The sequence below is a fragment of the Arthrobacter sp. 05N425 genome, from assembly GCF_056397125.1.
On sequence record NZ_JBFTMU010000005.1, the window covers coordinates 155914 to 176588 of the forward strand.

Genomic DNA, 20675 nt, shown 5'->3' on the forward strand with positions numbered 1-20675 from the left:
GGGCATGCTCCCGGCCCCGGTCCCGGCGCTCAGCTGTGCACCGCCGTCGGCTCTTCCTCGAGAGACGCCTCAGCGTCTTCGCCGGCGAACTGGGACATGTACAGGCGGTAGTAAGCACCGCGCAGTTCGAGCAGTTCCGCGTGCCTGCCCTGTTCGACGATGCGTCCGGCTTCCATCACCAGGATGGTGTCCGCGTCCCGGATGGTGGAGAGGCGGTGGGCGATCACGAAGCTGGTCCGCTCGGTGCGCAGCGCGGCCATGGCCTTCTGGACCAGAACCTCGGTGCGGGTATCAACCGAGCTGGTGGCCTCGTCCAGGATCAGCAGCGAGGGGTTGGCCACGAAGGCCCGCGCAATGGTGATCAGCTGCTTCTCCCCGGCGCYGACGTTGTTGCCTTCCTCGTCGATGACGGTGTTGTAGCCCTCCGGCAGCGCCCGCACGAAGCGGTCCACGAAGGTCGCCTTCGCCGCGGCCATGATCTGGTCCTCGGTGGCGTCCAACTTGCCGTAGCGGATGTTCTCGTAAATCGTGCCGCCGAACAGCCACGCGTCCTGCAGGACCATGCCCACCTTGGAGCGCAGTTCGGCGCGGCTGAGCCGGGTGACGTCGACGCCGTCGAGCGTGATGCTGCCTGCGTTGAGCTCGTAGAAGCGCATCACGAGATTCACCAGGGTGGTCTTGCCCGCCCCGGTCGGGCCGACGATGGCCACGGTGTGCCCGGGCTCGGCGGTGAAGGACAGGTCCTCGATCAGCGGCTTGTCCGGGGTGTAGCTGAAGGTGACGTGCTTGAACTCGACGTGCCCGTCGGTTTTGGCCGGGAGGTGCTCGAGGGCGGTCTCGGCGTCCTGTTCGTCGGCGTCGAGGAATTCGAAGACCCGCTCGGCGGAGGCCACGCCGGACTGCAGCATGTTGGCCATGCCGGCCATCTGCCCCAGCGGCTGGGTGAACTCGCGCGAGTACTGTATGAACGCCGTGGCGTCGCCCAGGCTCATCCCGCCCGAGGCCACCCGCAGCCCGCCGACGACGGCGATCCCCACGTAGCTGAGGTAGGAGACGAACTGCATCACCGGCATGATCATGCCGGACACGAACTGGGCGCCGAAGCTGGCCTTGTAGAGTTCCTCGTTCCGTTCGTCGAAGCGGGCCAGCATGTCGGCGTCGCGGCCGAAGACGCGGACCAGGTCGTGGCCGGAGAAGGATTCCTCGATCTGGCCGTTGAGCTCGCCAGTGTTCTTCCACTGCGCGGCGAAGAGCTTCTGGCTGCGGGCGCCGATGATGCCGGCGGCCACCCCCGAGAGCGGGAGGGCGATGAGCGCGATCAGGGCCAGCTGCCAGGACACGATGAACATCATGATCACGATGCCGATCACGGTCAGTGCCGAGTTCACCAGCTGCGCGAACGCCTGCTGCAGGGCCTGCTGGATATTGTCGACGTCGTTGGTGACGCGGGAAAGGATGTCGCCGCGCTGGCGGGTGTCAAAGTAGCCCAGCGGCAGCTTATTGAGCTTCTTCTCGGTGTCGTCGCGCAGCCGGCGGACCACCCGCATGACCAGCACGTTCAGGACGTAGCCCTGCAGCCACAGGAAAATGTTCGCGACGAAGTACATCACCAGCACGATGCTGATGAGGAAGGCGAGCTTCTGGAAGTCGATGCCCACGCCGGGCACAACGTCCATCCGGGCCAGCATGTCCGCGAAGTTGTCCTGGCCCTGGGAGCGCAGTCCGGCGATGAACTGGTCCTTGGTGGCGCCGGCCGGCAACTGCTTGCCGACCACTCCCCCGAAGATCACGTCCATCGCCTGGCCCAGGATGCGCGGGGCAATCACGTTGAGGACGACGGCGACTGTCACCATCGCGAGGACCGCGGCGATGCCGGCCCGCTCGGGTTTCAGCAGGCCCATCAGCCGCTTCGCCGAGGGCCAGAAGTGTTGGGCCTTCTTCGCCGGCACGGCGCCGAACATGCCGCCGTCGGCTTCGCCGGGGGTGAATTCCTCCTCGTAGAAGTCCTCCTCGGGAGCTTCGGCGGGGGCCTCCACGGGCGCCTCGTGGGGAGCCTTGCCGGCGGAGCCGTGGCTGAGCTTTTCGTTGGTGCTCATGCGATGGCCTCCGCGGTCAGCTGGGATTCGACGATTTCCTGGTAGGTGCTGGAGCTGGCGAGGAGCTCCTCGTGGGTTCCGCGGTCCACGATCCGGCCGTTGTCCAGGACGAGGATCTGGTCCGCGTCCGCGATGGTGGAGACGCGCTGGCCCACGATGATCACCGTCGCGTCGGCCGTCTTGGCCTTGAGCGCCTTCCGCAGCCGGGCGTCGGTGGCGACATCCAAGGCGGAGAAGGAGTCGTCGAACAGGAAGACCTTGGGTTCGGTGACGAGTGCGCGGGCGATGCAGAGACGCTGCCGCTGGCCGCCGGAGACGTTGGTGCCGCCCTGGGAAATCCGGGCGCCGAGTCCGTTTTTCTTTTCACGGACGAAGTCTGCGGCCTGGGCCACCGTGAGGGCGTCCCAAAGTTCCTCGTCGGTCGCTTCGGACTTGCCGAAGCGCAGGTTGTGCTCGATGGTGCCGGAGAACAGGTAGGGCCGCTGGGGCACCATCGCGACGCGCCCGGTGATTTCGGCGCGGTCCAGTTGGGTGACCGGGACGCCGTCGAGCAGCACCTCGCCGGAGGCGGCGTCGAAGAGCCTCGGCAGCAGCGCCAGCAGGGTGGTCTTGCCTGCGCCGGTGGACCCGATGATCGCGACGGTCTGGCCCGGTTCGGCGGTGAAGCTGATGTCACTGAGCACCGGTGCCTCGGCACCGGGGTAGGCGAAGGAGACGTTCCGGAACTCCACCCGGCCAGCCTTGGCAGCGGGCGCCACAGGGGCGAGCGGTTCGTGGATGGAAGGTTCGACGTCGAGCACCTCGCCGATGCGGTCCGCGCAGACGGAGGCGCGCGGGATCATCATCGCCATGAACGTGCCCATCATGACGGCCATCAGGATCTGCAGCAGGTACTGCAGGAACGCCGTCAGCGAGCCCACCTGCATCTCCCCGGCGTCCACCCGCTGGCCGCCAAACCAGAGCACGGCGGCGGTGGAAACGTGCAGGATCATCCCGATCGCRGGGAACATCAGCACGAACAAGGCACCGATCTTGAGCGAGACGTCGGTGAGTTCCTTGTTGGCGGCGCCAAAACGCTGCGCTTCGTGCGGCTCGCGGACGAACGCACGGACCACGCGGATGCCGATGATCTGCTCGCGCAGGATGCCGTTGAGCCGGTCGATCTTGGCCTGCATGGAACGGAACAGCGGCATCAGGCGGACCACGAGGTAGCCGACCACGACCACCAGCAGCGGCACCGAGACCCAGACCAGCCAGGACAGGTTGAGGTCCTCGCGGAGGGCCATGACGATGCCGCCGATGCACATGATGGGCGTGGCCACCATGAAGTTCAGCCCCATCAGCATGAGCATCTGGACCTGCTGGACGTCGTTGGTGCCGCGGGTGATCAGCGTTGGGGCGCCGAAGACGTTGACGTCCCTGGCGGAGAAGCTGCTGACCTTGCGGAAAACGCCCCGGCGCAGGTCCCGGCCGAACGCCATCGCGGCCTTGGAACCGAAGTACACACCGGCAATCGCGGTGACCACCTGGACCAGGGCGACGCCGAGCATGAGACCGCCGGTGCGCCAGATGTAGTCCGTGTCGCCGCGGGAGACTCCCTCGTCGATGATTTGGGCGTTGAGGCTGGGCAGGTACAGGGCCGCGATAGTGGAGGCCAACTGGAAGATGACGACGGCCGCAATAAACGGCAAATACGGCTTGGAATAGCGCCGTATGAGGGTGACAAGCATGCCCACGGGTCCTTAAGAATGGTTCATGAAGCGCAGAAGAGGAAGAACAGCAGACGAACAAGGAAAGTTATAGCAGCCGGGACCGACAGCCTTAGCTGTCCCACTCTACGAAATCCCGTGCCGGGGTGGTACCTCCAGCTGCGGATGTCAGCCAATCGTTGTACTTAACCCGCTGCGGCGGCCACCGCCAGGGCGCCGAGCCGTCCAAAAGCGGCCCCGCGGCTCCCCCGGAGGGCAGACGCGGGACCGCATTCGTGGGGTCGTTTACTCGCCGCGGTGCCGGCCCTGCGTGGCGATGTAGTCGGCCGCCGCGCGCTGGAGCTTGCGTTCCTTGGCGAGCTGGCGCCGCAGGGTGGTGAGTTGCTCCGCCACCCGGGCTTGTTCGGCCGCGATCGCGCGCTGTTCCGCCGCCTGCTCGTGGACGGCACGCAGGGCATCCGCCAGCTGCACCTGCTGTTCGGCCAGCAACCGCTGGGTCTGGAGGAGCAGTGGCACGACGTCGGCGTCGTCGGCGCGCGCCTCGGCCACCATGGTCCGGGCCCGGAGCCGGGCGCCTTCACGCTCGGCCCTGGCTTCGCCGTCACTGTTCTGGCGGTTGTCCGCACCCAGCCGCGCGGCGTCCGGGAACCGGGACCCGGTGGCGCGCTGCCGGCTCAGGACCTCGATGAACTCGCGGTCCAGGTCGACGATGCCGGTCTCGGCGGAGTCGTGCCCTGGCGTGGGAGCCGCGGCGGGCCCCGCTGCGGGGCCGGAAGCGGCGGCGGCGCGGGCAGCCACCCCGGCGGCAGCTTCGACGTCGGCGGCGGTTCCGGAACCGGTAACGGCGGCGGAGGCCGAAGCTTCCGGTCGGATGTCGACGGTGCGGCGGAGCGGCTTTTCCTTGATGAACAGGATGGCCACCAGCGCCACGAGACCGATGATGGCGGAGATCAGGAAGACCTCTGCGATCGCGTCACCGTAGGCGGCCCGCATGATGTCGCGGATCGGTGCGGGCATGTCCTTGAGGTCCATGCTGGCCCCTGTGGATCCTGCCGGGACCTTGATCCGGGCGGCAGCGAGGCCTTCCACGGCCAGATCCTTGACCCGGTTGCCCAGCACGGCGCCGAGGACCGAGACCCCGATGGCGCCGCCGACGGACCGGAAGAAGGCTACCGAGGCGCTGGCCGTGCCGATGTCCTTGGCCTGGACCGTGTTCTGGACGGCAAGGACGAGGTTTTGCATCAGCAAGCCCAGCCCGACGCCGAGGATGGCCGTGTAGATCCCGGTCAGCCAGAGCTCGGTTGTGTGGTCCATGCTGCCGGCCAGGCCGAGGCCGCCGATCAGCGCGACGGCGCCCGCGACCAGGTAGCGCTTCCACTTGCCGGTGCGGCTGATCAGCTGGCCGGAGAGCACGGAGCCGATCAGGTTGCCCGCGATCATGGGCAGCGTGAGCAGGCCGGCTTCGGTGGGGGTGGCACCGCGGGCCACCTGGAAGTACTGGCCCAGGAACGTCGAGGAGCCGAACATGCCGACACCGACGGCCACGGAGGCGAGGATTGCCAGGGCGGTGGTGCGCTCGGAGATAATCTTAAGCGGGATGATTGGCTGGGCCACCTTGGATTCCACCAGCACCAGCAGGCCCAGGAGCACAATGCCGCCGCCCACCATGGCGACCGTCTGCCAGGACCACCAGTCGTAGTAGTCGGGGTTGCCGGCGAAGGAAACCCAGATCAGCAGCAGGCTGACGCCGGAGGTCAGCAGGATGGAGCCGAGCCAGTCGATCTTGGCCGGGCGCTTGACGTGCTGGATCTTCAGCGTGACCTGCAGCAGGATCAGGGCGACGACGGCGAGCGGGACGCAGACGAAAAAGGTCCAGCGCCAGCCGAGCGGGCTGTCGACGATGAAGCCGCCGAGCAGCGGGCCGCCCGCCGTGCCGACGGCCATGACGCCGCCCATGTAGCCGGAGTACTTGCCGCGGTCGCGCGGCGGGATCATCGAGCCGATGATGGCCTGCGCCAGGGCGGTGAGGCCGCCCATCGCGATGCCCTGGATGACGCGGGCGGTCAGCAGCAGCGGGATGGTCTCGGACAGGCCCGCCATGACGGAGCCGGCCACGAAGATCACGATGCTGAGCTGGACGAGGACCTTTTTGTTGAAGAGGTCCGCGAGCTTGCCCCAGATCGGGGTGGTGGCCGCGTTGGCCAGCAATGCGGCCGTGATGACCCAGGCGAAGTCCGTCTGGGTGCCCTTGAGTTCGGACATGATGGTCGGCAGCGCGTTCGCAACGATGGTGCTGCTCAGGATGGCAGTGAAGAACGCCGCCAGCAGGCCGGTCAGCGCTTCCATGATCTGCCGGTGGCTCATGGCCGCCTGCGGTTCGTGGTGCGGTTGCGGTGCGGGGGCCGCTTGCGCGGTGGGGGCCGGGGACGGCCCGGCGGCGGCAGCGTGGCTGGCCATAGATTTACTCCTCAACAAAGTTGGTCGTGTCGGCGGATCCGGCCGTCTTTGCCCGGGCTGAACTCCTGAGGGATTCAGCTAGTTTCTTCAAGGTGCGCGAGGTCTCTTCGACGTCGTCCTCGCTCCAGTCCTGCAGGAAGCCCTGCAGCGTGGCGGCGCGCTGCGCCTCGATGGAGCGCAGTTTCTCGGTCCCGGCCGGCGAGAGCGCGATGAGCTGCGCCCGGCCGTCCTCGGGATCCGGCCGCCGGACCACGTAGCCCTGCTCGAGCAGTTCGGCGAGGTGCCGGCTGAGGACGGGGGCGCTGACGCCCAGCCGCTCCGCGAGCTGCGTGGCACGGGTTTCGCCCTCCCCCACAAAGCGCAGGACGCCCTGCAGCGCGACGCCGGTATCGTCGCCGCGAAGGTTCGCCGCGGCGACGCACCGGACGGCGCGCTGGAGATCGAAGATTTGGTGGACCAGCTTGGCTGCAGTGGTCGATGCAACTGACATGTTTGGAAGCCCCTTACTTACTTGCCTGAAGCAACAATACAATAAATTGATTGCTTTGGGAAACTAAGAAGCCTCGACGGGGAGCGCACCCACACACAAAAGGGCCCCGGATCCGTGAGGATTCGGGGCCCTGTTGTGTTCGTTCGTTGGGATGGGGGTTTAGACGTCCAGGTGCGTGGGGGCGAACATCTTGAGCAGGGTTTCGACGACGACGACGTTCGGCCCGTCCGCCGCGAAGCCCGCCTTCAGCGCGTCCCCGACGTCCTCGGGGGCCACCCGGACCGCCGGGACGCCGAAGGCCTCAGCCAGTTTCACGAAGTCGGGACGGGCCAGCTCGGTGGCAGTGGCTTTGCCGAACGCGCCCACCATGTACTCGCGCAGGATGCCGTAGCCGCCGTCGTCGACGATCAGCCAGGTGACCGGAACGTTGTGCTGCTTGGCGGTGGCCAGCTCGGAGATCGAGTACATCGCCGAGCCGTCGCCGGACACCGCGAGCACCCGGGCCGAACCGCCCGGTTTACCGGTGGTCTCCAGCCCCACGGCGCCGCCGATTGCCGCCGGGAAGCCAAAGCCGAGGCCGCCGGCGCCCTGGGCGGAGTGGAACTGGCCCTCGCGGGCGTCCCAGCAGCTCCAGGCCCAGTAGGCGGAGATCGTCATGTCCCAGAACGTCTGCATCTGCGCAGGAACGGCTTCGCGGATGTCGGCCATGAACTTCAGTTCCTTGGCGAGGTCCTGCGATTCCAGCCGGGCCTTTACCTTGGCCAGGGTCTCTTTGACCATGCTCTCGGCCGAACTGCCGTGCCAGTCGGGGCGGGCGTCGGCCGGTGCGGCTGCCAGGGCCTCGTCGAGGGCTGCGAGCGCCTGGCCGGCGTCGGCACGGATGCCCAGGCCCGGACGGTTGGACTCGAGCACCCGCGGCTCGGCGTCGATCTGGATGATCCGGCCGCGGGGTTCGAAGGTGAAGTAATTGGAGGTGACCTCGCCGAGCGAGGAGCCGATGACGATCAGCACGTCGGCGTCCTCGAGCAGCTCCGTCATGTACTGGTCCTCGATCCAGGACTGGAGCGAGAGTTCATGGGTCCAGGGGAACGCGCCGTTGCCGCCGGGAGTGCAGATCACCGGCGCGTGCAGCTTCTCCGCGAGGGACAGCAGCGACTTCTCCGCGTGGCCGCGGCGGGTGCCGCCGCCGGCGATGATGGCCGGACGCTTCGCCTCCGCAAGCCATTTCGCGGCTTCGCGAACCAGCTCCACGCGGGGCGGGTTGTCCGCGGCTTCGGCGAGTGCGTCCTCCACCGGGGGCACCATGATCGGGTCCAGCAGGACATTCTGCGGGATTTCGATCCACACCGGGCCCTGCGGTGAGGAGATGGCCTCGGTCCAGGCGTCCTGGATGGCCGAGGGGATGCCGGAGGCGTGCTGGATCAGCCGCTGGCTCTTGGTGACGTTGGCGGCCGAAGCTTTCTGGTCATCGAGCTGGTGCAGCATGCCCTTGCGCCGCGCACCGAGGCCGTCGAGCGGAATCTGGCTCGCCACGACCACCATCGGCACCCCGGTGGCGTAGGCCTCCTGCAGGCCGGCCAGGGAGGTCAGCGCCCCGGGGCCGGTGGAGAGGAACAGGACACCGACCTCGCCGGTGGCCCGGGAGTAGCCGTCGGCGGCGAAGGCGGAGTTGTTCTCCACCCGTGAGGAGACGAAATGCAGTTTTCCGCGGCCCATTGCATCGAAGAGGCCGAGGGCGTGCTGGCCGGGGATGCCGAAGACGGTCTTGGCGCCGAGCGCCTCGAGCGTCTCAACGACCAGGTCGCCGCCGTTACGCACGCCGGTCACTGGGCGGCTCCGGTTTCGACCGGCTGGGCTGCCGAAGCGGCGAACCCGGCAGGACGGCGGGACTCGTGGCCGAGGGCCTGCGCGGCGTAGCCGCTGGGCGCACCGGCGCGGTCGCCGTCGACGGCGCTGTCGGCCATCAGGGTGACGAGTTCGTAGGCGACATGGCTGGCGGCGACGCCGGTGATCTCGGCGTGGTCGTACGCCGGGGCGACCTCGACGACGTCGGCCCCCACCAGGTTCATGCCGCGGAAGCCGCGGATGATCTCCAGCAGTTCGCGGCTGGTGATGCCGCCGGCTTCCGGGGTTCCGGTGCCGGGCGCGTGGGCGGGGTCGAGGACGTCGATGTCGACGGAGATGTAGAGCGGGCGGTTGCCGATCCGGTCGCGGACCTTGGCGACGGTTTCCAGCACGCCCTGGTAGTAGACATCGGCGGAGGTGACAATGCCGAAGCCGAAGCGGTGGTCGTCGTCGAGGTCCTTCTTGCCGTAAAGCGGGCCGCGGGTGCCGATGTGGCTGATTGCCTCGGTGTCCAGGATGCCTTCCTCGACGGCGCGGCGGAAGGGGGTGCCGTGGGTGTATTCGGCGCCGAAGTAGGTGTCCCAGGTGTCCAGGTGCGCGTCGAAGTGAAGCATGGCGACGGGCTGTCCGGCGCGTTCGGCGGCGGCGCGAAGCAGGGGCAGCGCGATGGTGTGGTCTCCGCCCAGCGTCAGCAGCTTGCCGCCGGCAGCGGTCAGGTCCAGCGCGTTCTGCTGGATGGTTTCGATGGCCTCGTTGATGTTGAACGGGTTGACGGCCATGTCCCCGGCGTCGGCGACCTGGATGTTCTCGAAGGGGCTGACGTCCCAGGCCGGGTTGTACGGCCGCAGCAGCCGGCTGGCTTCACGGACGTGGTTGGCGCCGAAGCGCGCGCCGGGGCGGTAGGAGACACCGGAGTCAAAAGGAACGCCGACCACCGTGACGTCAGCCTTGGCCACCTGGTCCAGCCGGGGCAGGCGGGCAAAAGTGGCGGCGCCGGCGTAGCGCGGGATGCGGGAGGAATCGATGGGGCCAAGGTTGCCATTGGCCTCGATGCGCAGCTCTTCCAAGGGAGGAGTCTCCTTCGAGGGTTGTCCGACGGGTGTGACTGCCATCATACACTCGGAGTTGTCTGCTGCGCATCAGTTGTTTACCAACGACGGCCACTAAGCTCGCGCTCGGACCGGCAGCGAGCGCTCCCTCCCAGTTCTTGGGTCGCGCAGCGTGCGCCGCCGCGGCCGGTCCTCGGCTTTCCGGGCTTTCCACGGCCACCGGGGCCGGCCGGGCCTGGAGAACTGGGCGGGAACGCGGCCGCCGACGGGTCCGGGCGGGCCAGGGCGCCCTCGGGGTTTGTCCAGATAGCCCGGTTGCCGGGTGTCGCCGGACCGGTCACGCCCCTGTACTGGCCTGATGGACCTCCTCGACTACCTCGGCCGGGTGGGCGGCGTCGCCCGGACCGGCCAACTCCTGGCTGCCGGCTTTTCCCGAACGGACGTTGCCCGGCTGCCTGACGACGGCGTGCGCCAGCTGCGGCGGGGCGTATTTGTCCTTCCCGGATGCGCTCCCGAGTTCGTAGCCGCACTCCGGCACAATGCCCGGGTCAGCTGCGCCAGCGCCGCCGGGCACTACGGCCTCTGGTTGCGTGAACCGCCGGACCGGCACCACCTCGCCTGCAACCACGGCCACGGATCCGGCTTCATCAGACACAGGACCGTCAGGTTCGAGGGTCATGCGACACTACCGCTGGCGGCGGTCGAGGACGTGGTCCTGCACGCCATGAGCTGCCTCGCTCCCCCGGCGTCGACGGCGATGGCGACCTCGGCGCTACGGCTGCATGGTGTGCCGCTGGAGTTGCTGAAGGGCGAGCTCCCGGGCAAAAGATCCGGACCGGTGCGCACTGCACTGCATCTCCTGGACCTGCGGGCCGAATCCATTGTCGAGGTCGACGCCCAGCACCTCTTCAAAACCAACGGAATCGGCTACGACGCCCAGAACTACCTGCCCGGAATTGGCCGGGTGGACTTCCTGCTCGACGGATTCCTCATCGTGGAGGTGGACGGCTTCGCGTTCCATTCCAACCGCGACGCGCTCCGCCGCGACCTGGGCCGGAACAACGCATCGACCCTGCACGGGTTTGCCGTGCTCCGGTACATGCCCGAACACATCTGGTTCGAGCCGCAACGTGTCCTGGCCGAGATCCGGGCCGTGCTGGGCCGGGGCCCGCAGTCTGCCCGCTGACGTTCCAGCCTGCCCGCTGACGTTCCAGCCCAGTTCTTCGACGTCGGACTCCCGCGCTGCAGCGTCGACCCGCGGAACTCCGGGGCTCGCCTCGGCCAGGCACTAGCCGGGGAGCCAACAACCGGGCAGGAACGCAGCCGGCCCGGGCAGCGCGGCCGCCTGGCGGGTCCGGCCGGGCCTGGAGAACCTACCGGCTCGCGGCCGGAACCAGCACCCAGAGCACCTCAACGGGCTCGTCGCTGGGGTTGATCCAGGTGTGCGGCTCGCGGCCGGGGAAGGTCACGGTGTCTCCGGTTCCCAGCTCGAACTCCTCGTTGGTCAGGATGAGCCGGATGCTGCCCTTGACCACATGGAGCACATCGACGTCGCAGTCCACGGCGTACAACTCGGATTCGCCGCGCCCGCGGGGCTCGATCACGGCCTGGATGATCTGCACCCGGCGCTCGGAGCGGGCGGTGAGCAGGCGTTCCACGATCCCTTCGCCGCCGAGCGAGATCCGGGGGCCCTCGCCCTGCTTGGTGAGGTGGGTTTCCGGCGCGGCAAACAGCTCGCCGATCGAGATGGAGAGGACCTGGCACAGCGTCACCAGCGAACTCACGGAAGGCGAGGTGAGATCACGCTCGACCCTGCTGAGGAAGCCTTTGGTCAGGCCGGTGGCATCAGCGACCTGTTCGATGGTGAGCCGTTGAGACTGCCGGGCGGCACGGATCCTGGAACCGATGGCAACGGGAACGTTGCTCGGTTCTACGGGTAGAGCCTTCATAAGGGAACCTTTCACGGCCGGCCGCGCGGCCCCATCATTGGAGCCAATCCTAGCCGCAGACCGGCACCGGGATGCCCGGAAGGACACGCCGCGGAAAGACCTTGACTGTTACCCCCGTCACAACTTACTGTTTGGCAACAACTGTTGCCTATTGGGCAATGGAGGGAGTCTCACCGGCTGCCCTCCCGCAATCTACCGTCAAGCAGTAACGGACGCCGGCCGCAAGGTTGCGGCCCGGACGCCCTGCGCTGCTTCCGAACAGCTCCAAGGAGCCCCCTTATGGACGCAAGTTTCGTCAACATCGCCATCGTGGTGGTGTACCTCATCGCCATGCTGGCCTTCGGCTGGTGGGGCAAGTCCCGCACAAGGAACAACAGCGACTTTCTGGTGGCAGGTCGCCGGCTCGGGCCTTTCCTGTACACCGGCACCATGGCCGCCGTCGTCCTTGGCGGCGCCTCGACAGTCGGCGGCGTGGGCCTCGGCTACAAGTTCGGTATCTCCGGCATGTGGCTCGTGGTCGCGATCGGCGCCGGGGTGCTGCTGCTCAGCCTGCTCTTCGCCAGCACCATCCAGAAGCTCAAGATCTACACGGTCTCCCAGATGTTGACCCTGCGCTACGGCAGCCGGGCCACCCAGACCTCGGGGATCGTCATGCTCGCCTACACGCTGATGCTCTGCGCCACCTCCACAGGCGCGTACGCCACAATCTTCGTCGTCCTCTTCGGCTGGGACCGGGCGCTGGCCATCGCCATCGGCGGCGCCATCGTCCTGGTCTACTCGACCATCGGCGGCATGTGGTCCATTACCCTGGCCGACCAGGTGCAGTTCGTGATCAAGACGGTCGGTATTTTCCTGCTGATGCTGCCGTTCACACTCAACGCCGCCGGCGGCCTCGACGGCATCCGCAGCCGCGTGGATGCCAGCTTCTTCCAGATTGACGGCATCGGCGTCCAGACGATCATCACCTACTTCGTCGTTTACACCCTCGGCCTGCTGATCGGCCAGGACATCTGGCAGCGCGTGTTCACCGCCAAGACCCCCACGGTCGCGCGCTGGGGCGGCGCGACGGCCGGCGTCTACTGCATCCTCTACGGTGCCGCCGGCGCCCTGATCGGCCTGGGCGCCCGGGTCGCCCTGCCCGACATCGACGTCAAAGCGCTCGGCAAGGACGTGGTCTACGCCGAGGTCGCGACCAACCTGCTGCCGATCGGCATCGGCGGCCTGGTGCTCGCCGCGGCCGTTGCCGCCATGATGTCCACCGCCTCCGGCGCCCTGATCGCCGCCGCAACCGTGGCCCGCGCCGACGTCCTGCCCTTCGTCGCCGGCTGGTTCGGCAAGACCATCAATACCGACGACACGGACAACCCGGAGCACGACGTCAGGGCCAACCGCTTGTGGGTGCTGGGCCTGGGCGTCGTCGCGATCGTGATCGCCATCATCACCAAGGACGTCGTCGCGGCGCTCACCATCGCCTACGACATCCTCGTGGGCGGCCTGCTGGTCGCGATCCTTGGCGGCCTGGTGTGGAAGCGCGGCACCGGGGTGGCTGCGGCTGCCTCGATGGCCGTCGGGTCGGTCCTGACCCTCGGCACCATGATCGTGCTGGAGATCAATGCCGAGGTCCCGCTGGACGGCATCTACGCCAACGAACCGATCTACTACGGCCTGCTGGCCTCCGCGGTGGTCTACGTCGCGGTCTCACTGCTGACCAGGCCGACGGATCCCGCGGTGATGAAGAACTGGCACGACCGTGTTGCCGGCGACGCCACGGAGGAACAGGAAAAGGTCCCGGCGCTGAGCCACTAGTCCACGCCTGAGCACATGCCCGGCCCGGGAAAGCGGGCCAGGCAGCACCGGCTCCCACAACAACGACGGCGGTGCCTCCCACCCGGGGAGGCACCGCCGTCGTACTGTCCGGATTGTTGCTGAAACAGCCGGTCTGACGCGGGCCGTCTACTCTTCTTCCTCGGCTTCACGGAACTCGTCCGTATCGGCAGGCACTATCGGCTGGTCGTCTCCGAGGAAATCCTCCGCATCGAGCGGGACGTTCCGGTCTGCTTCTTCGAGCAGCTCCTCGTCCACGGTCTCCGCATCGCCGACCGGGGCATCCTCGGCAAAGTCGTAGGCAGGATCAGACTCGACGGAGTCCCTGGCCGGCTGGGCGGCCTGTGGTCCGGTGTTGTCCATGGTGCGACCTCCGTGCGCTCGGGCTGCGGCAGTGGTCTTCAAGCCGCCCGGGCCCTCAGGCTCACGCCCGGAAACGGCCGGACGGGCCTGCCGAAGAACCCGCCCTGATCTTTATTCGAACACCGCCGGCGGTGGGGGTCAAGGGCCGTCCTGCCCGGACGCCGCCGGGCAGTAAGGGTGCTTACTTTACGGCGTACCGAAACTTTCCACTGAGGATTGCCAGCCGAAAATCCGCGGAATTACGGGGTACGCTGGAGTCGCAATGGGGCCGAACCATGCCCCATCAAGCCCAGGAGTTTACGTGTCTCAGCACGCCCCATCTGACCCAAACCATTCTGCCCACAGCCCCTCCGCGGGATCCCCGCCGCGCCCGACGGCAAGCCTCACGGCAAGTCCCGCCGCCACCTCGGCGGACATCAAGCGCTGGCGGCAGTACCTCGCCGACGAACGCGCCGAGGCATCCGTCTACCGCGACCTCGCACAGAACCGCAGCGGCGAGGAACGCGACATCCTGCTCGCCCTGGCCGAAGCCGAGGGACGCCACGAGGCGCACTGGCTGCAGCTCCTCGGCGAACATGCCGGCCGGCCGCGCCCCGCCTCGCTCCGCAGCCAGTTCCTCGGTTTCCTGGCCCGGCATTTCGGCTCCGTGTTTGTCCTGGCCCTGGCGCAGCGCGCCGAGAGCCGCTCCCCGTATGCGAACGACCCCAACGCCACGCCGGCCATGGTTGCCGACGAGCAGATTCACGAGGAAGTAGTCCGCGGGCTGGCCACACGCGGCCGCAACCGCCTCGCCGGGAGCTTCCGCGCCGCGGTGTTCGGCGCCAACGACGGGCTGGTCAGCAACCTCTCCCTCGTCATGGGCATGGCCGCCTCCGGCGTGGGCAGCTCCGTGGTCCTGCTCAGCGGTGTGGCCGGCCTGCTGGCCGGGGCCCTGTCGATGGGAGCCGGCGAGTTCATCTCCGTGCGTTCCCAGCGTGAGTTGCTGGCCGCCACCCGCCCCACCCAGGTCACGCTCGCGGCTGCGCCGTCGCTGGACATCGAACACAACGAACTCCTGCTCGTCTACCTGGCCCGCGGCATGTCCCGGGAGGCGGCCGAGCACCGCGTCTCCGAGCGCATGGGGCTGCTGGACTGCGACTGCGATCCGAGTCTTTCATTGCGGCCGGAACTTCCCGAGACGGAGGACCAGCACGAGGCCGTGGGCACAGCCTGGAGTGCCGCGGCGTCGAGCTTCTGCTTCTTCGCCTCCGGCGCGATCGTGCCGATCATCCCGTTCCTGTTGGGCATGACCGGGATCGCCGCCCTCGTGGTCTCCGCCGTCCTGGTGGGGATCGCGCTCCTGCTGACCGGCGGTGTGGTCGGCCTGCTCTCCGGCACCTCCCCTGCCAGCCGCGCATTCCGCCAGCTCGCCATCGGCATCGGTGCGGCCGCTGTTACTTATCTTCTGGGCATGGTGTTCGGCGCGGTGGTCGCCTAGTGGACGATCCCGGGTTCCGGGACCGCTCCCCGCGGCACAGCCGCGCCCGCAGTGCCGTCAGGGTGGTCCGGAACCTTGCGGCTGTCATCCTGATCGCCGGAGCGGCCTTCCTGTCGGCCGGGCTGGTGTACGGCGACCCGCGTTTTGTCGGGCTCTTCGAGTTCAACGGCGGAGCCGACGCCAAGCCGGCCAGCGCCCCGGCGAGCCACCCGACGGCCAGTCCGRCGGGCAGGAAAGCCGGAATCCCCGAAGATGAATCGCAAATGGCTGTTCCACCGCCCGGTTACGAGGAGCAGGACCAGCCCCTGGGACAGCCGCAGACGCCGCCGTCCGCCAGCAAGTCCTATAAGTTCCTGGCCACCAACGCCGACGGCGGCCCGGTGAGCTACTCCCCCTGCCGGCCCCTGCACTATGTGGTCAACTCCGCCCTGGCCCCCAGGGGCGCCGGGCCGCTGGTGGAAAACGCGATCAGGACCATCTCCGAGGCGACCGGAATCAAGTTCGTCAACGACGGCCCCACCACGGAGGCCCCGTCCCAGTCCCGCGCGCCGTACCAGAAGGCGAGATACGGCGAGCGCTGGGCTCCCCTGCTGATCGCCTGGACCACCCCGGAGCAGGCGCCGCAACTCAAGGGTGCCGTGATCGGCACCGGCGGCAGCACCCACTTCAGCTTCGGTGACGGCCCCAAGAGCTTCGTCACCGGCAGCCTGGAACTGGACGCGCCGCAGATCACGCAGGACCTGGACCGCGGGGACAGCTCGGCGTATGCCACGGCGGTGATCCTGCATGAGCTGGGCCACGTGATGGGCCTGGAACATGTGGACGACCCCACGCAGCTGATGTACCCCGAGATCGGCGCGCCGGACGGGCTGGCCGCCGGGGACCTGAACGGCCTCTACGAGCTTGGCCACGCCCCCTGCCGCAAGGACCTCTAGGCCCCTGGGCACGCCGGCCCCTTGAGCGCCGCGGGCTCCTAGCGTTCCAGCACCGCGAGGGCTTCGTCGACCGTGTCCACCAGGAAGATCCGGTTTTCCATCCGCCGGCCCGCGGCCAGGCTCTGCAGCAGGGGCCAGGCCGGGAACCTGCGCAGCCAGTGCTCCTCGCCCACCAGCACCATGGGCGTGATGGTCTCCGGGGCGCCGTAGTAGTTTTCGCAGGCGTCCTGGAAGATCTCCTGCACGGTGCCGCCGGATCCCGGCAGGAAGATGATCCCGCCGTTGCACAGCTCGAGCAGGACGGCCTCGCGGATCGCGTTGGCGAAGTACTTGGCGATGTGCGTGGCGAAGAAGTTGGGCGGCTCGTGGCCGTAGAACCAGGTGGGAATCCCCAGCGACGGCGTGCCGTCCGGATGGCGTTCGACGACGGCAGCCGCTGCCCGCGCCCATGCCGACACCGAGGGCCGGAAGCCGGGCACGACGGCGAGCTCAGTCAGCGCCCGCTGGAAATCCGTTTCGTCCGCCGCGCTGAGGTAGGCGCCCAGGTTAGCCGCTTCCATGGTGCCCGGGCCGCCGCCGGTGGCGACCACCCTTCCGTTCCGCGCCAGCAGGCGGCCCAGCAGCGCTGCCTCGGTGAAGCCGGCCGAGCCGCGGCTCGCGGCATGGCCACCCATGACGCCCACCATGGTTCGGCCAAGGCACAGCTCCGACCGGGTCAGCTCTTCGAGCGCATCACCGATCGAGTGGTCATGGAGGGCCGCGGCGAGCGTCGCGTCCAGGCGGTGCCGCTGGCCCGGGCGGATGCTCCACTGGTAGACCCTGGCGTCCAGGGTGTCCTCGTAGCGGGCCTGCGCTATGCCCGCGTAGAGCTCCTGCGGCGTGTAGAGCCGGCCGCGGTAGGGGTTGAACGGGACCTTTTCCAGCTTGGGAAAGATCAGGGCGCCGCGGCCGCGCAGTGAATCTTCCACGCCCTCATCGAAGGTGCAGCCCAGGAAGATGGCACCCTGCGCGTCGAGGGACTCCAGCGGCTCCCGGCGGCCACGCAGGTCCAGCGACTGGACGTGCCAGCCGTGCATGGACCGCGCGCCTGCCGCCACCAGCCGGTCGAAACTGCCGGCGCTTTCGACCTCAAGGGTGCGCGGACTCGGATGCAGGCTGCGGGCGGCGCTCATCCGGCGGCCCTAGTGAAGCTGGTCCGGGGCGGGTCCGGAACCGGCTGCGGCTTCCGAGGTCATGTAGGCGTCGAGCTTGGCGAGGGTCTGCTCGATGCTGGCCGGGTGGCGGCGGGGGTAGCCGGCCAAGCGGAGGAGGATCCTGGCCCGCACTTCCCGCGCGTCCCACTGCTCGGTGACCAGGGTGCCGGGATTTCCGGCGGCGTCGGCGACCGGATTCAGCAGGTAGCGCCAGACGTGGCCGCCGAAGTGCCGCCACGCGATCCGCCGGCCCTCCTCGAACTCACAGACCGTGTTGAGGATCTTGTAGTCCATCTTGATATTCATTTCCATGCCGAACTTCGCGCCGAGCGCCAGCCGTTCGGGACCGCGCGGCTGGGCACCCTTCACTGTGCCCGAGCCGTCGATGACGCTGTGCAGTGCGGGTGTGGCAAGCACTTCGAAGATGGCTTCCGGAGCGGCCGCGATGAAGCGGCTGCGGGACACGAGATATCTGTTGGTCATCCGGCAATCCTAGCCCTGCGTTGCGATGCGGAACCGGTGGTGCAAAATGAGTCATGCAGATTCCAGCACGGCCCTCCGGCGGCCGCCCCCGCATCGGCCTTCCGGTCCGGCTCAGCAGCTCCCTGGACCCCGATCCCAGGGTGGGCGAGGCCAACGGACTATTTGACTACATCGTTGAGCTGGTGCGCGAGGGCGGCGGCGAGCCCGTGCCGCTGACCAGCGCCGAGGGACTTGGCGGGCTCGACGGCGTCGTGCTTCCGGGCGGCGGCGACCTGGACCCCCGGCTCTACGGGGAGGAGGACAGCGGAACCTGCTACGACGTCAACCAGGAGCAGGACGAGCTGGATCTCGCGGTGGCCCGGCAGTGCATCGACGCCGGACTGCCGGTGCTGGGCATCTGTCGGGGGCACCAACTCCTGAATGTGCTCTTCGGCGGAACCCTCATCCAGGACATGGACCCGGGCACCGTGGCGCACCGCGAGCCGGATCCCGTCCATGGCTCGGGCCCGTGGGCCTGGCACGAGGTCGGGATCGCCGGAGGCTCGAAGGTGGCCGGGCTGTACGGCAACACCGGACCCGCCACGGGATCCGGCGCTGCAGCCGCAGTCACGGTCAAGATTGCCTCCGGCCACCACCAGGCCGTGGCCCGCGTGGCCGAGGGACTTGTGGTGACGGCGGTGGCCGACGACGGGACGGTGGAGGCCCTGGAAGATCCGGAGCGCTGGGTGGCCTCGGTGCAGTGGCATCCGGAGGCCCTTGAGCTTCCCGCCGAGGAGCGGCAGGCCCCGTTCCGCGCCTTCGTGGAGCTCTGCCGGAGCCGTGCGGCGGCCGCTGGTTAGAGCCGCTGCAGCGCGGCGTCTTCCCGCGCGTCCTTAGTGTCGCTGGCAGCCGGCCCGGCCACGGCCGCCGCGAGGCGTCCGGCGTCGTGCTTGGCGGAACCCTTGCCGTCGCCCTTCTTGGCAGCACCGGCGGCGAACGCCATCACGACCAGGCCCAGCAGGGTGATTCCGGCGCCCGCCCAGATCGGCGAGGTGTAGCCGAGGCCGGCCGTGATGGTCACGCCGCCCATCCACGCGCCCAGGGCATTGCCGACGTTGAACGCGCCGATGTTGGCGCCGGAGGCCAGGGTGGGCGCACTGTCGGCGTACTTCATGACGCGCATCTGCAGCCCGGGCACGGTGGCGAAGCCGAAGCCGCCCAGCAGCACCATGGAGGCGATGGTCATCGGCTGGTTGGCCGAGGTGAGGGCGAAGACGACGAGCACCAGGACGAGGGCGGCCAGCACCACGAGCAGGGTGCGGTCCACGTTCCGGTCCGCTGCCTTGCCGCCGACGGTGTTGCCGATGAAGAGGCCCACGCCGAAGATGATCAGCAGCCACGGCACGGTGGCCGCCGAGAAGCCGGTGACCTCGGTGAGGGTGAACGCAATGTAGGTGAAGGCGCCGAACATGCCGCCGTAGCCGAGAATGGTCACGAAGATGGACAGCCAGACCTGGCCGGACCGGAAGGCCCGGAGTTCGCCCCGCAGTCCGCCAGCGGCAGCTTCACCCGCCCCGGTCTTCGGCACCAGGGCAAGGATTCCCACGAGGGCCAGTACGCCGATCCCGGTGATGGCCCAGAACGTGGACCGCCAGCCGGCGGCCTGGCCGAGCATGGTGCCAAACGGCACGCCCAGGACGTTGGCCGCCGTCAGCCCGGTGAACATGATGGCGATGGCGCCGGCCTTCTTGTTCGGGGCGACCATGCTGGCGGCCACTACCGCGCCGATCCCGAAGAACGCGCCGTGGGCCAGTGCGGCAATGATCCGGCCGACCATCATCAGGGCGTAGTCCGGCGCGACCGCGGAGACGAGATTGCCCGCGATKAACAGCACCATGAGCACCGCAAGGACAGGTTTGCGTTCGAAGCGCGACACTGCGGCGGTCAGGAGCAGCGCTCCCACCACGACGGCGAGCGCGTAGCCGGAGATCAGCCATCCGGCGGTGGCCTCGGTGACGCGGAAGTCTGCGGCCACTTGAGGCAGCAGGCCCATGATGACGAACTCGGTGAGTCCGATTCCGAACCCGCCGAGGGCGAGTGCTATCAGGCCGATAGGCATGGCTGAGCTCCTTCAAAACTGTACGGGGGGATGTGCGAAGCGTAAGCTAGTAGTTGCAGACGCGTTATTTATTGTTGCACACGCAATTATAGCGCGCAAGCAACTACTTTTGTGGGCTGTCCGCACTTCGCCGTTCGGAGCGCGGCTGCCCGAGCTGAAAGGGAGCACAACAGATGGGCATCAAAGACGACGCCGTCGAGGTCCGGGCGCAAGGCTGGCGGACCCTCGCGGCGCTGCACGGGCTGATCGAAGCGGAGCTGGAGCGCTCGCTGCAGAGCGAGGCGCAGCTCTCGGTAGTGGAGTACACGGTGCTGGACGCGCTGAGCCGGCAGGACGGCTGGCACATGCGGATGCAGCAGCTTGCCCGGGCCACGGCCCTGAGCCCCAGCGCCACCACCCGGCTGGTCAACCGGCTCGAGGAGCGCGGCCTGCTCACCCGGATCCTGTGCGCGGACGACCGCCGCGGGATCTACACCGAACTCACGCCCAGCGGCATCGAGCTACTGGAGCAGGCGCGGCCCGTCCACGACCACACGCTGGAGCGCGCCCTGGCCCAGGCGCAGGAGGTTCCGGAGCTCGCCCCGCTGGTGGACGCGCTCCCCCGGTTGCACGCGGCAGTCTGAACCTCTTGCCAGCCCGCAGGGTCAGGGCTAGCCTTAAACAACCAGCAGGTTGATCAACGTATGCATTGAATAATGGCAGTTGAA

General features: G+C 68.3%; 17 protein-coding genes. 6 read left to right on the top strand and 11 right to left on the bottom strand.

Features of this window, described 5'->3' with window-relative positions; genetic code table 11:
- Nucleotides 1-29: 29 nt before the first annotated feature.
- From AC1DGE_RS09910 to speB, 6 genes are all read right to left on the bottom strand, one after another.
- Nucleotides 30-2096, bottom strand: a complete 2067-nt coding sequence (locus AC1DGE_RS09910) for an ABC transporter ATP-binding protein (protein ID WP_476917392.1) — start codon at nt 2094-2096, stop codon at nt 30-32.
- Nucleotides 2093-3826: an ABC transporter ATP-binding protein gene (locus AC1DGE_RS09915; protein WP_441418319.1), complete on the bottom strand. Its 1734-nt coding sequence runs from the start codon at nt 3824-3826 to the stop codon at nt 2093-2095. Before AC1DGE_RS09915 ends, AC1DGE_RS09910 begins: the two co-directional genes overlap by 4 nt.
- 264 nt (nt 3827-4090) lie before the next feature.
- Nucleotides 4091-6169 carry an MDR family MFS transporter gene (locus AC1DGE_RS09920; protein WP_476909201.1) on the bottom strand — a complete coding sequence of 693 codons (2079 nt, stop codon included), beginning with the start codon at nt 6167-6169 and terminating at the stop codon, nt 4091-4093.
- Nucleotides 6170-6266: 97 nt separating this feature from the next.
- The gene (locus AC1DGE_RS09925; RefSeq protein ID WP_476893106.1) at nt 6267-6752 is read right to left on the bottom strand and encodes a MarR family winged helix-turn-helix transcriptional regulator; all 486 of its coding nucleotides are present in this window, start codon (nt 6750-6752) and stop codon (nt 6267-6269) included.
- A gap of 159 nt (nt 6753-6911) precedes the next feature.
- Nucleotides 6912-8579 carry a thiamine pyrophosphate-binding protein gene (locus AC1DGE_RS09930; protein WP_476917393.1) on the bottom strand — a complete coding sequence of 556 codons (1668 nt, stop codon included), beginning with the start codon at nt 8577-8579 and terminating at the stop codon, nt 6912-6914.
- Nucleotides 8576-9664, bottom strand: coding sequence for an agmatinase (gene speB, locus AC1DGE_RS09935; protein ID WP_476917394.1), 1089 nt, complete (start codon nt 9662-9664; stop codon nt 8576-8578). The genes AC1DGE_RS09930 and speB overlap by 4 nt, the downstream gene beginning before the upstream one ends.
- Nucleotides 9665-10004: 340 nt before the next feature.
- On the opposite strand from speB, the gene AC1DGE_RS09940 reads away from it, so the two are divergent.
- On the top strand, nt 10005-10832 hold the full coding sequence (locus tag AC1DGE_RS09940) for a DUF559 domain-containing protein (RefSeq protein WP_476909138.1): 828 nt from the start codon (nt 10005-10007) through the stop codon (nt 10830-10832).
- A gap of 187 nt (nt 10833-11019) precedes the next feature.
- Here AC1DGE_RS09940 and AC1DGE_RS09945 read toward each other — a convergent pair whose 3' ends face one another.
- Nucleotides 11020-11595 (bottom strand): helix-turn-helix domain-containing protein, encoded by a 576-nt coding sequence (locus AC1DGE_RS09945; RefSeq protein WP_441418314.1) that lies wholly within the window; start codon nt 11593-11595, stop codon nt 11020-11022.
- A gap of 279 nt (nt 11596-11874) precedes the next feature.
- On the opposite strand from AC1DGE_RS09945, the gene AC1DGE_RS09950 reads away from it, so the two are divergent.
- Nucleotides 11875-13401 (top strand): sodium:solute symporter family protein, encoded by a 1527-nt coding sequence (locus AC1DGE_RS09950; RefSeq protein WP_441418313.1) that lies wholly within the window; start codon nt 11875-11877, stop codon nt 13399-13401.
- Nucleotides 13402-13548: 147 nt separating this feature from the next.
- Here AC1DGE_RS09950 and AC1DGE_RS09955 read toward each other — a convergent pair whose 3' ends face one another.
- Nucleotides 13549-13782: a hypothetical protein gene (locus tag AC1DGE_RS09955; protein WP_441418312.1), complete on the bottom strand. Its 234-nt coding sequence runs from the start codon at nt 13780-13782 to the stop codon at nt 13549-13551.
- Between the two features lie 301 nt (nt 13783-14083).
- On the opposite strand from AC1DGE_RS09955, the gene AC1DGE_RS09960 reads away from it, so the two are divergent.
- Together AC1DGE_RS09960 and AC1DGE_RS09965 are read left to right on the top strand one after the other, a co-directional pair.
- Nucleotides 14084-15259, top strand: a complete 1176-nt coding sequence (locus tag AC1DGE_RS09960; protein WP_476909137.1) for a VIT1/CCC1 transporter family protein — start codon at nt 14084-14086, stop codon at nt 15257-15259.
- On the top strand, nt 15259-16194 hold the full coding sequence (locus AC1DGE_RS09965; protein ID WP_476917395.1) for a matrixin family metalloprotease: 936 nt from the start codon (nt 15259-15261) through the stop codon (nt 16192-16194). Before AC1DGE_RS09960 ends, AC1DGE_RS09965 begins: the two co-directional genes overlap by 1 nt.
- 38 nt (nt 16195-16232) lie before the next feature.
- Here AC1DGE_RS09965 and AC1DGE_RS09970 read toward each other — a convergent pair whose 3' ends face one another.
- Nucleotides 16233-17366, bottom strand: a complete 1134-nt coding sequence (locus AC1DGE_RS09970) for an LOG family protein (protein WP_476909135.1) — start codon at nt 17364-17366, stop codon at nt 16233-16235.
- Between the two features lie 9 nt (nt 17367-17375).
- Nucleotides 17376-17870, bottom strand: coding sequence for an SRPBCC family protein (locus AC1DGE_RS09975; protein WP_476893114.1), 495 nt, complete (start codon nt 17868-17870; stop codon nt 17376-17378).
- 53 nt (nt 17871-17923) lie between these two features.
- Between AC1DGE_RS09975 and AC1DGE_RS09980 the strand changes: the two genes are divergently transcribed.
- Nucleotides 17924-18709: a gamma-glutamyl-gamma-aminobutyrate hydrolase family protein gene (locus AC1DGE_RS09980; protein ID WP_476893115.1), complete on the top strand. Its 786-nt coding sequence runs from the start codon at nt 17924-17926 to the stop codon at nt 18707-18709.
- Here the strand turns inward: AC1DGE_RS09980 and AC1DGE_RS09985 are convergent.
- The gene (locus AC1DGE_RS09985) at nt 18706-19968 is read right to left on the bottom strand and encodes an MFS transporter (protein ID WP_476917396.1); all 1263 of its coding nucleotides are present in this window, start codon (nt 19966-19968) and stop codon (nt 18706-18708) included. The genes AC1DGE_RS09980 and AC1DGE_RS09985 overlap by 4 nt on opposite strands.
- 173 nt (nt 19969-20141) lie before the next feature.
- Between AC1DGE_RS09985 and AC1DGE_RS09990 the strand changes: the two genes are divergently transcribed.
- The gene (locus tag AC1DGE_RS09990; RefSeq protein WP_476893117.1) at nt 20142-20591 is read left to right on the top strand and encodes a MarR family winged helix-turn-helix transcriptional regulator; all 450 of its coding nucleotides are present in this window, start codon (nt 20142-20144) and stop codon (nt 20589-20591) included.
- Nucleotides 20592-20675: the final 84 nt, after the last annotated feature.

Excerpts from the sequence above, each read along its gene's own strand:
- AC1DGE_RS09920 (WP_476909201.1), bottom strand. The coding sequence starts at position 6,169 with ATGAGCCACCGGCAGATCATGGAAGCGCTGACCGGCCTGCTGGCGGCG.
- AC1DGE_RS09925 (WP_476893106.1), bottom strand. The coding sequence starts at position 6,752 with ATGTCAGTTGCATCGACCACTGCAGCCAAGCTGGTCCACCAAATCTTC.
- AC1DGE_RS09940 (WP_476909138.1), top strand. The coding sequence starts at position 10,005 with ATGGACCTCCTCGACTACCTCGGCCGGGTGGGCGGCGTCGCCCGGACC.
- AC1DGE_RS09945 (WP_441418314.1), bottom strand. The coding sequence starts at position 11,595 with ATGAAGGCTCTACCCGTAGAACCGAGCAACGTTCCCGTTGCCATCGGT.
- AC1DGE_RS09950 (WP_441418313.1), top strand. The coding sequence starts at position 11,875 with ATGGACGCAAGTTTCGTCAACATCGCCATCGTGGTGGTGTACCTCATC.
- AC1DGE_RS09955 (WP_441418312.1), bottom strand. The coding sequence starts at position 13,782 with ATGGACAACACCGGACCACAGGCCGCCCAGCCGGCCAGGGACTCCGTC.
- AC1DGE_RS09970 (WP_476909135.1), bottom strand. The coding sequence starts at position 17,366 with ATGAGCGCCGCCCGCAGCCTGCATCCGAGTCCGCGCACCCTTGAGGTC.
- AC1DGE_RS09975 (WP_476893114.1), bottom strand. The coding sequence starts at position 17,870 with ATGACCAACAGATATCTCGTGTCCCGCAGCCGCTTCATCGCGGCCGCT.
- AC1DGE_RS09980 (WP_476893115.1), top strand. The coding sequence starts at position 17,924 with ATGCAGATTCCAGCACGGCCCTCCGGCGGCCGCCCCCGCATCGGCCTT.
- AC1DGE_RS09990 (WP_476893117.1), top strand. The coding sequence starts at position 20,142 with ATGGGCATCAAAGACGACGCCGTCGAGGTCCGGGCGCAAGGCTGGCGG.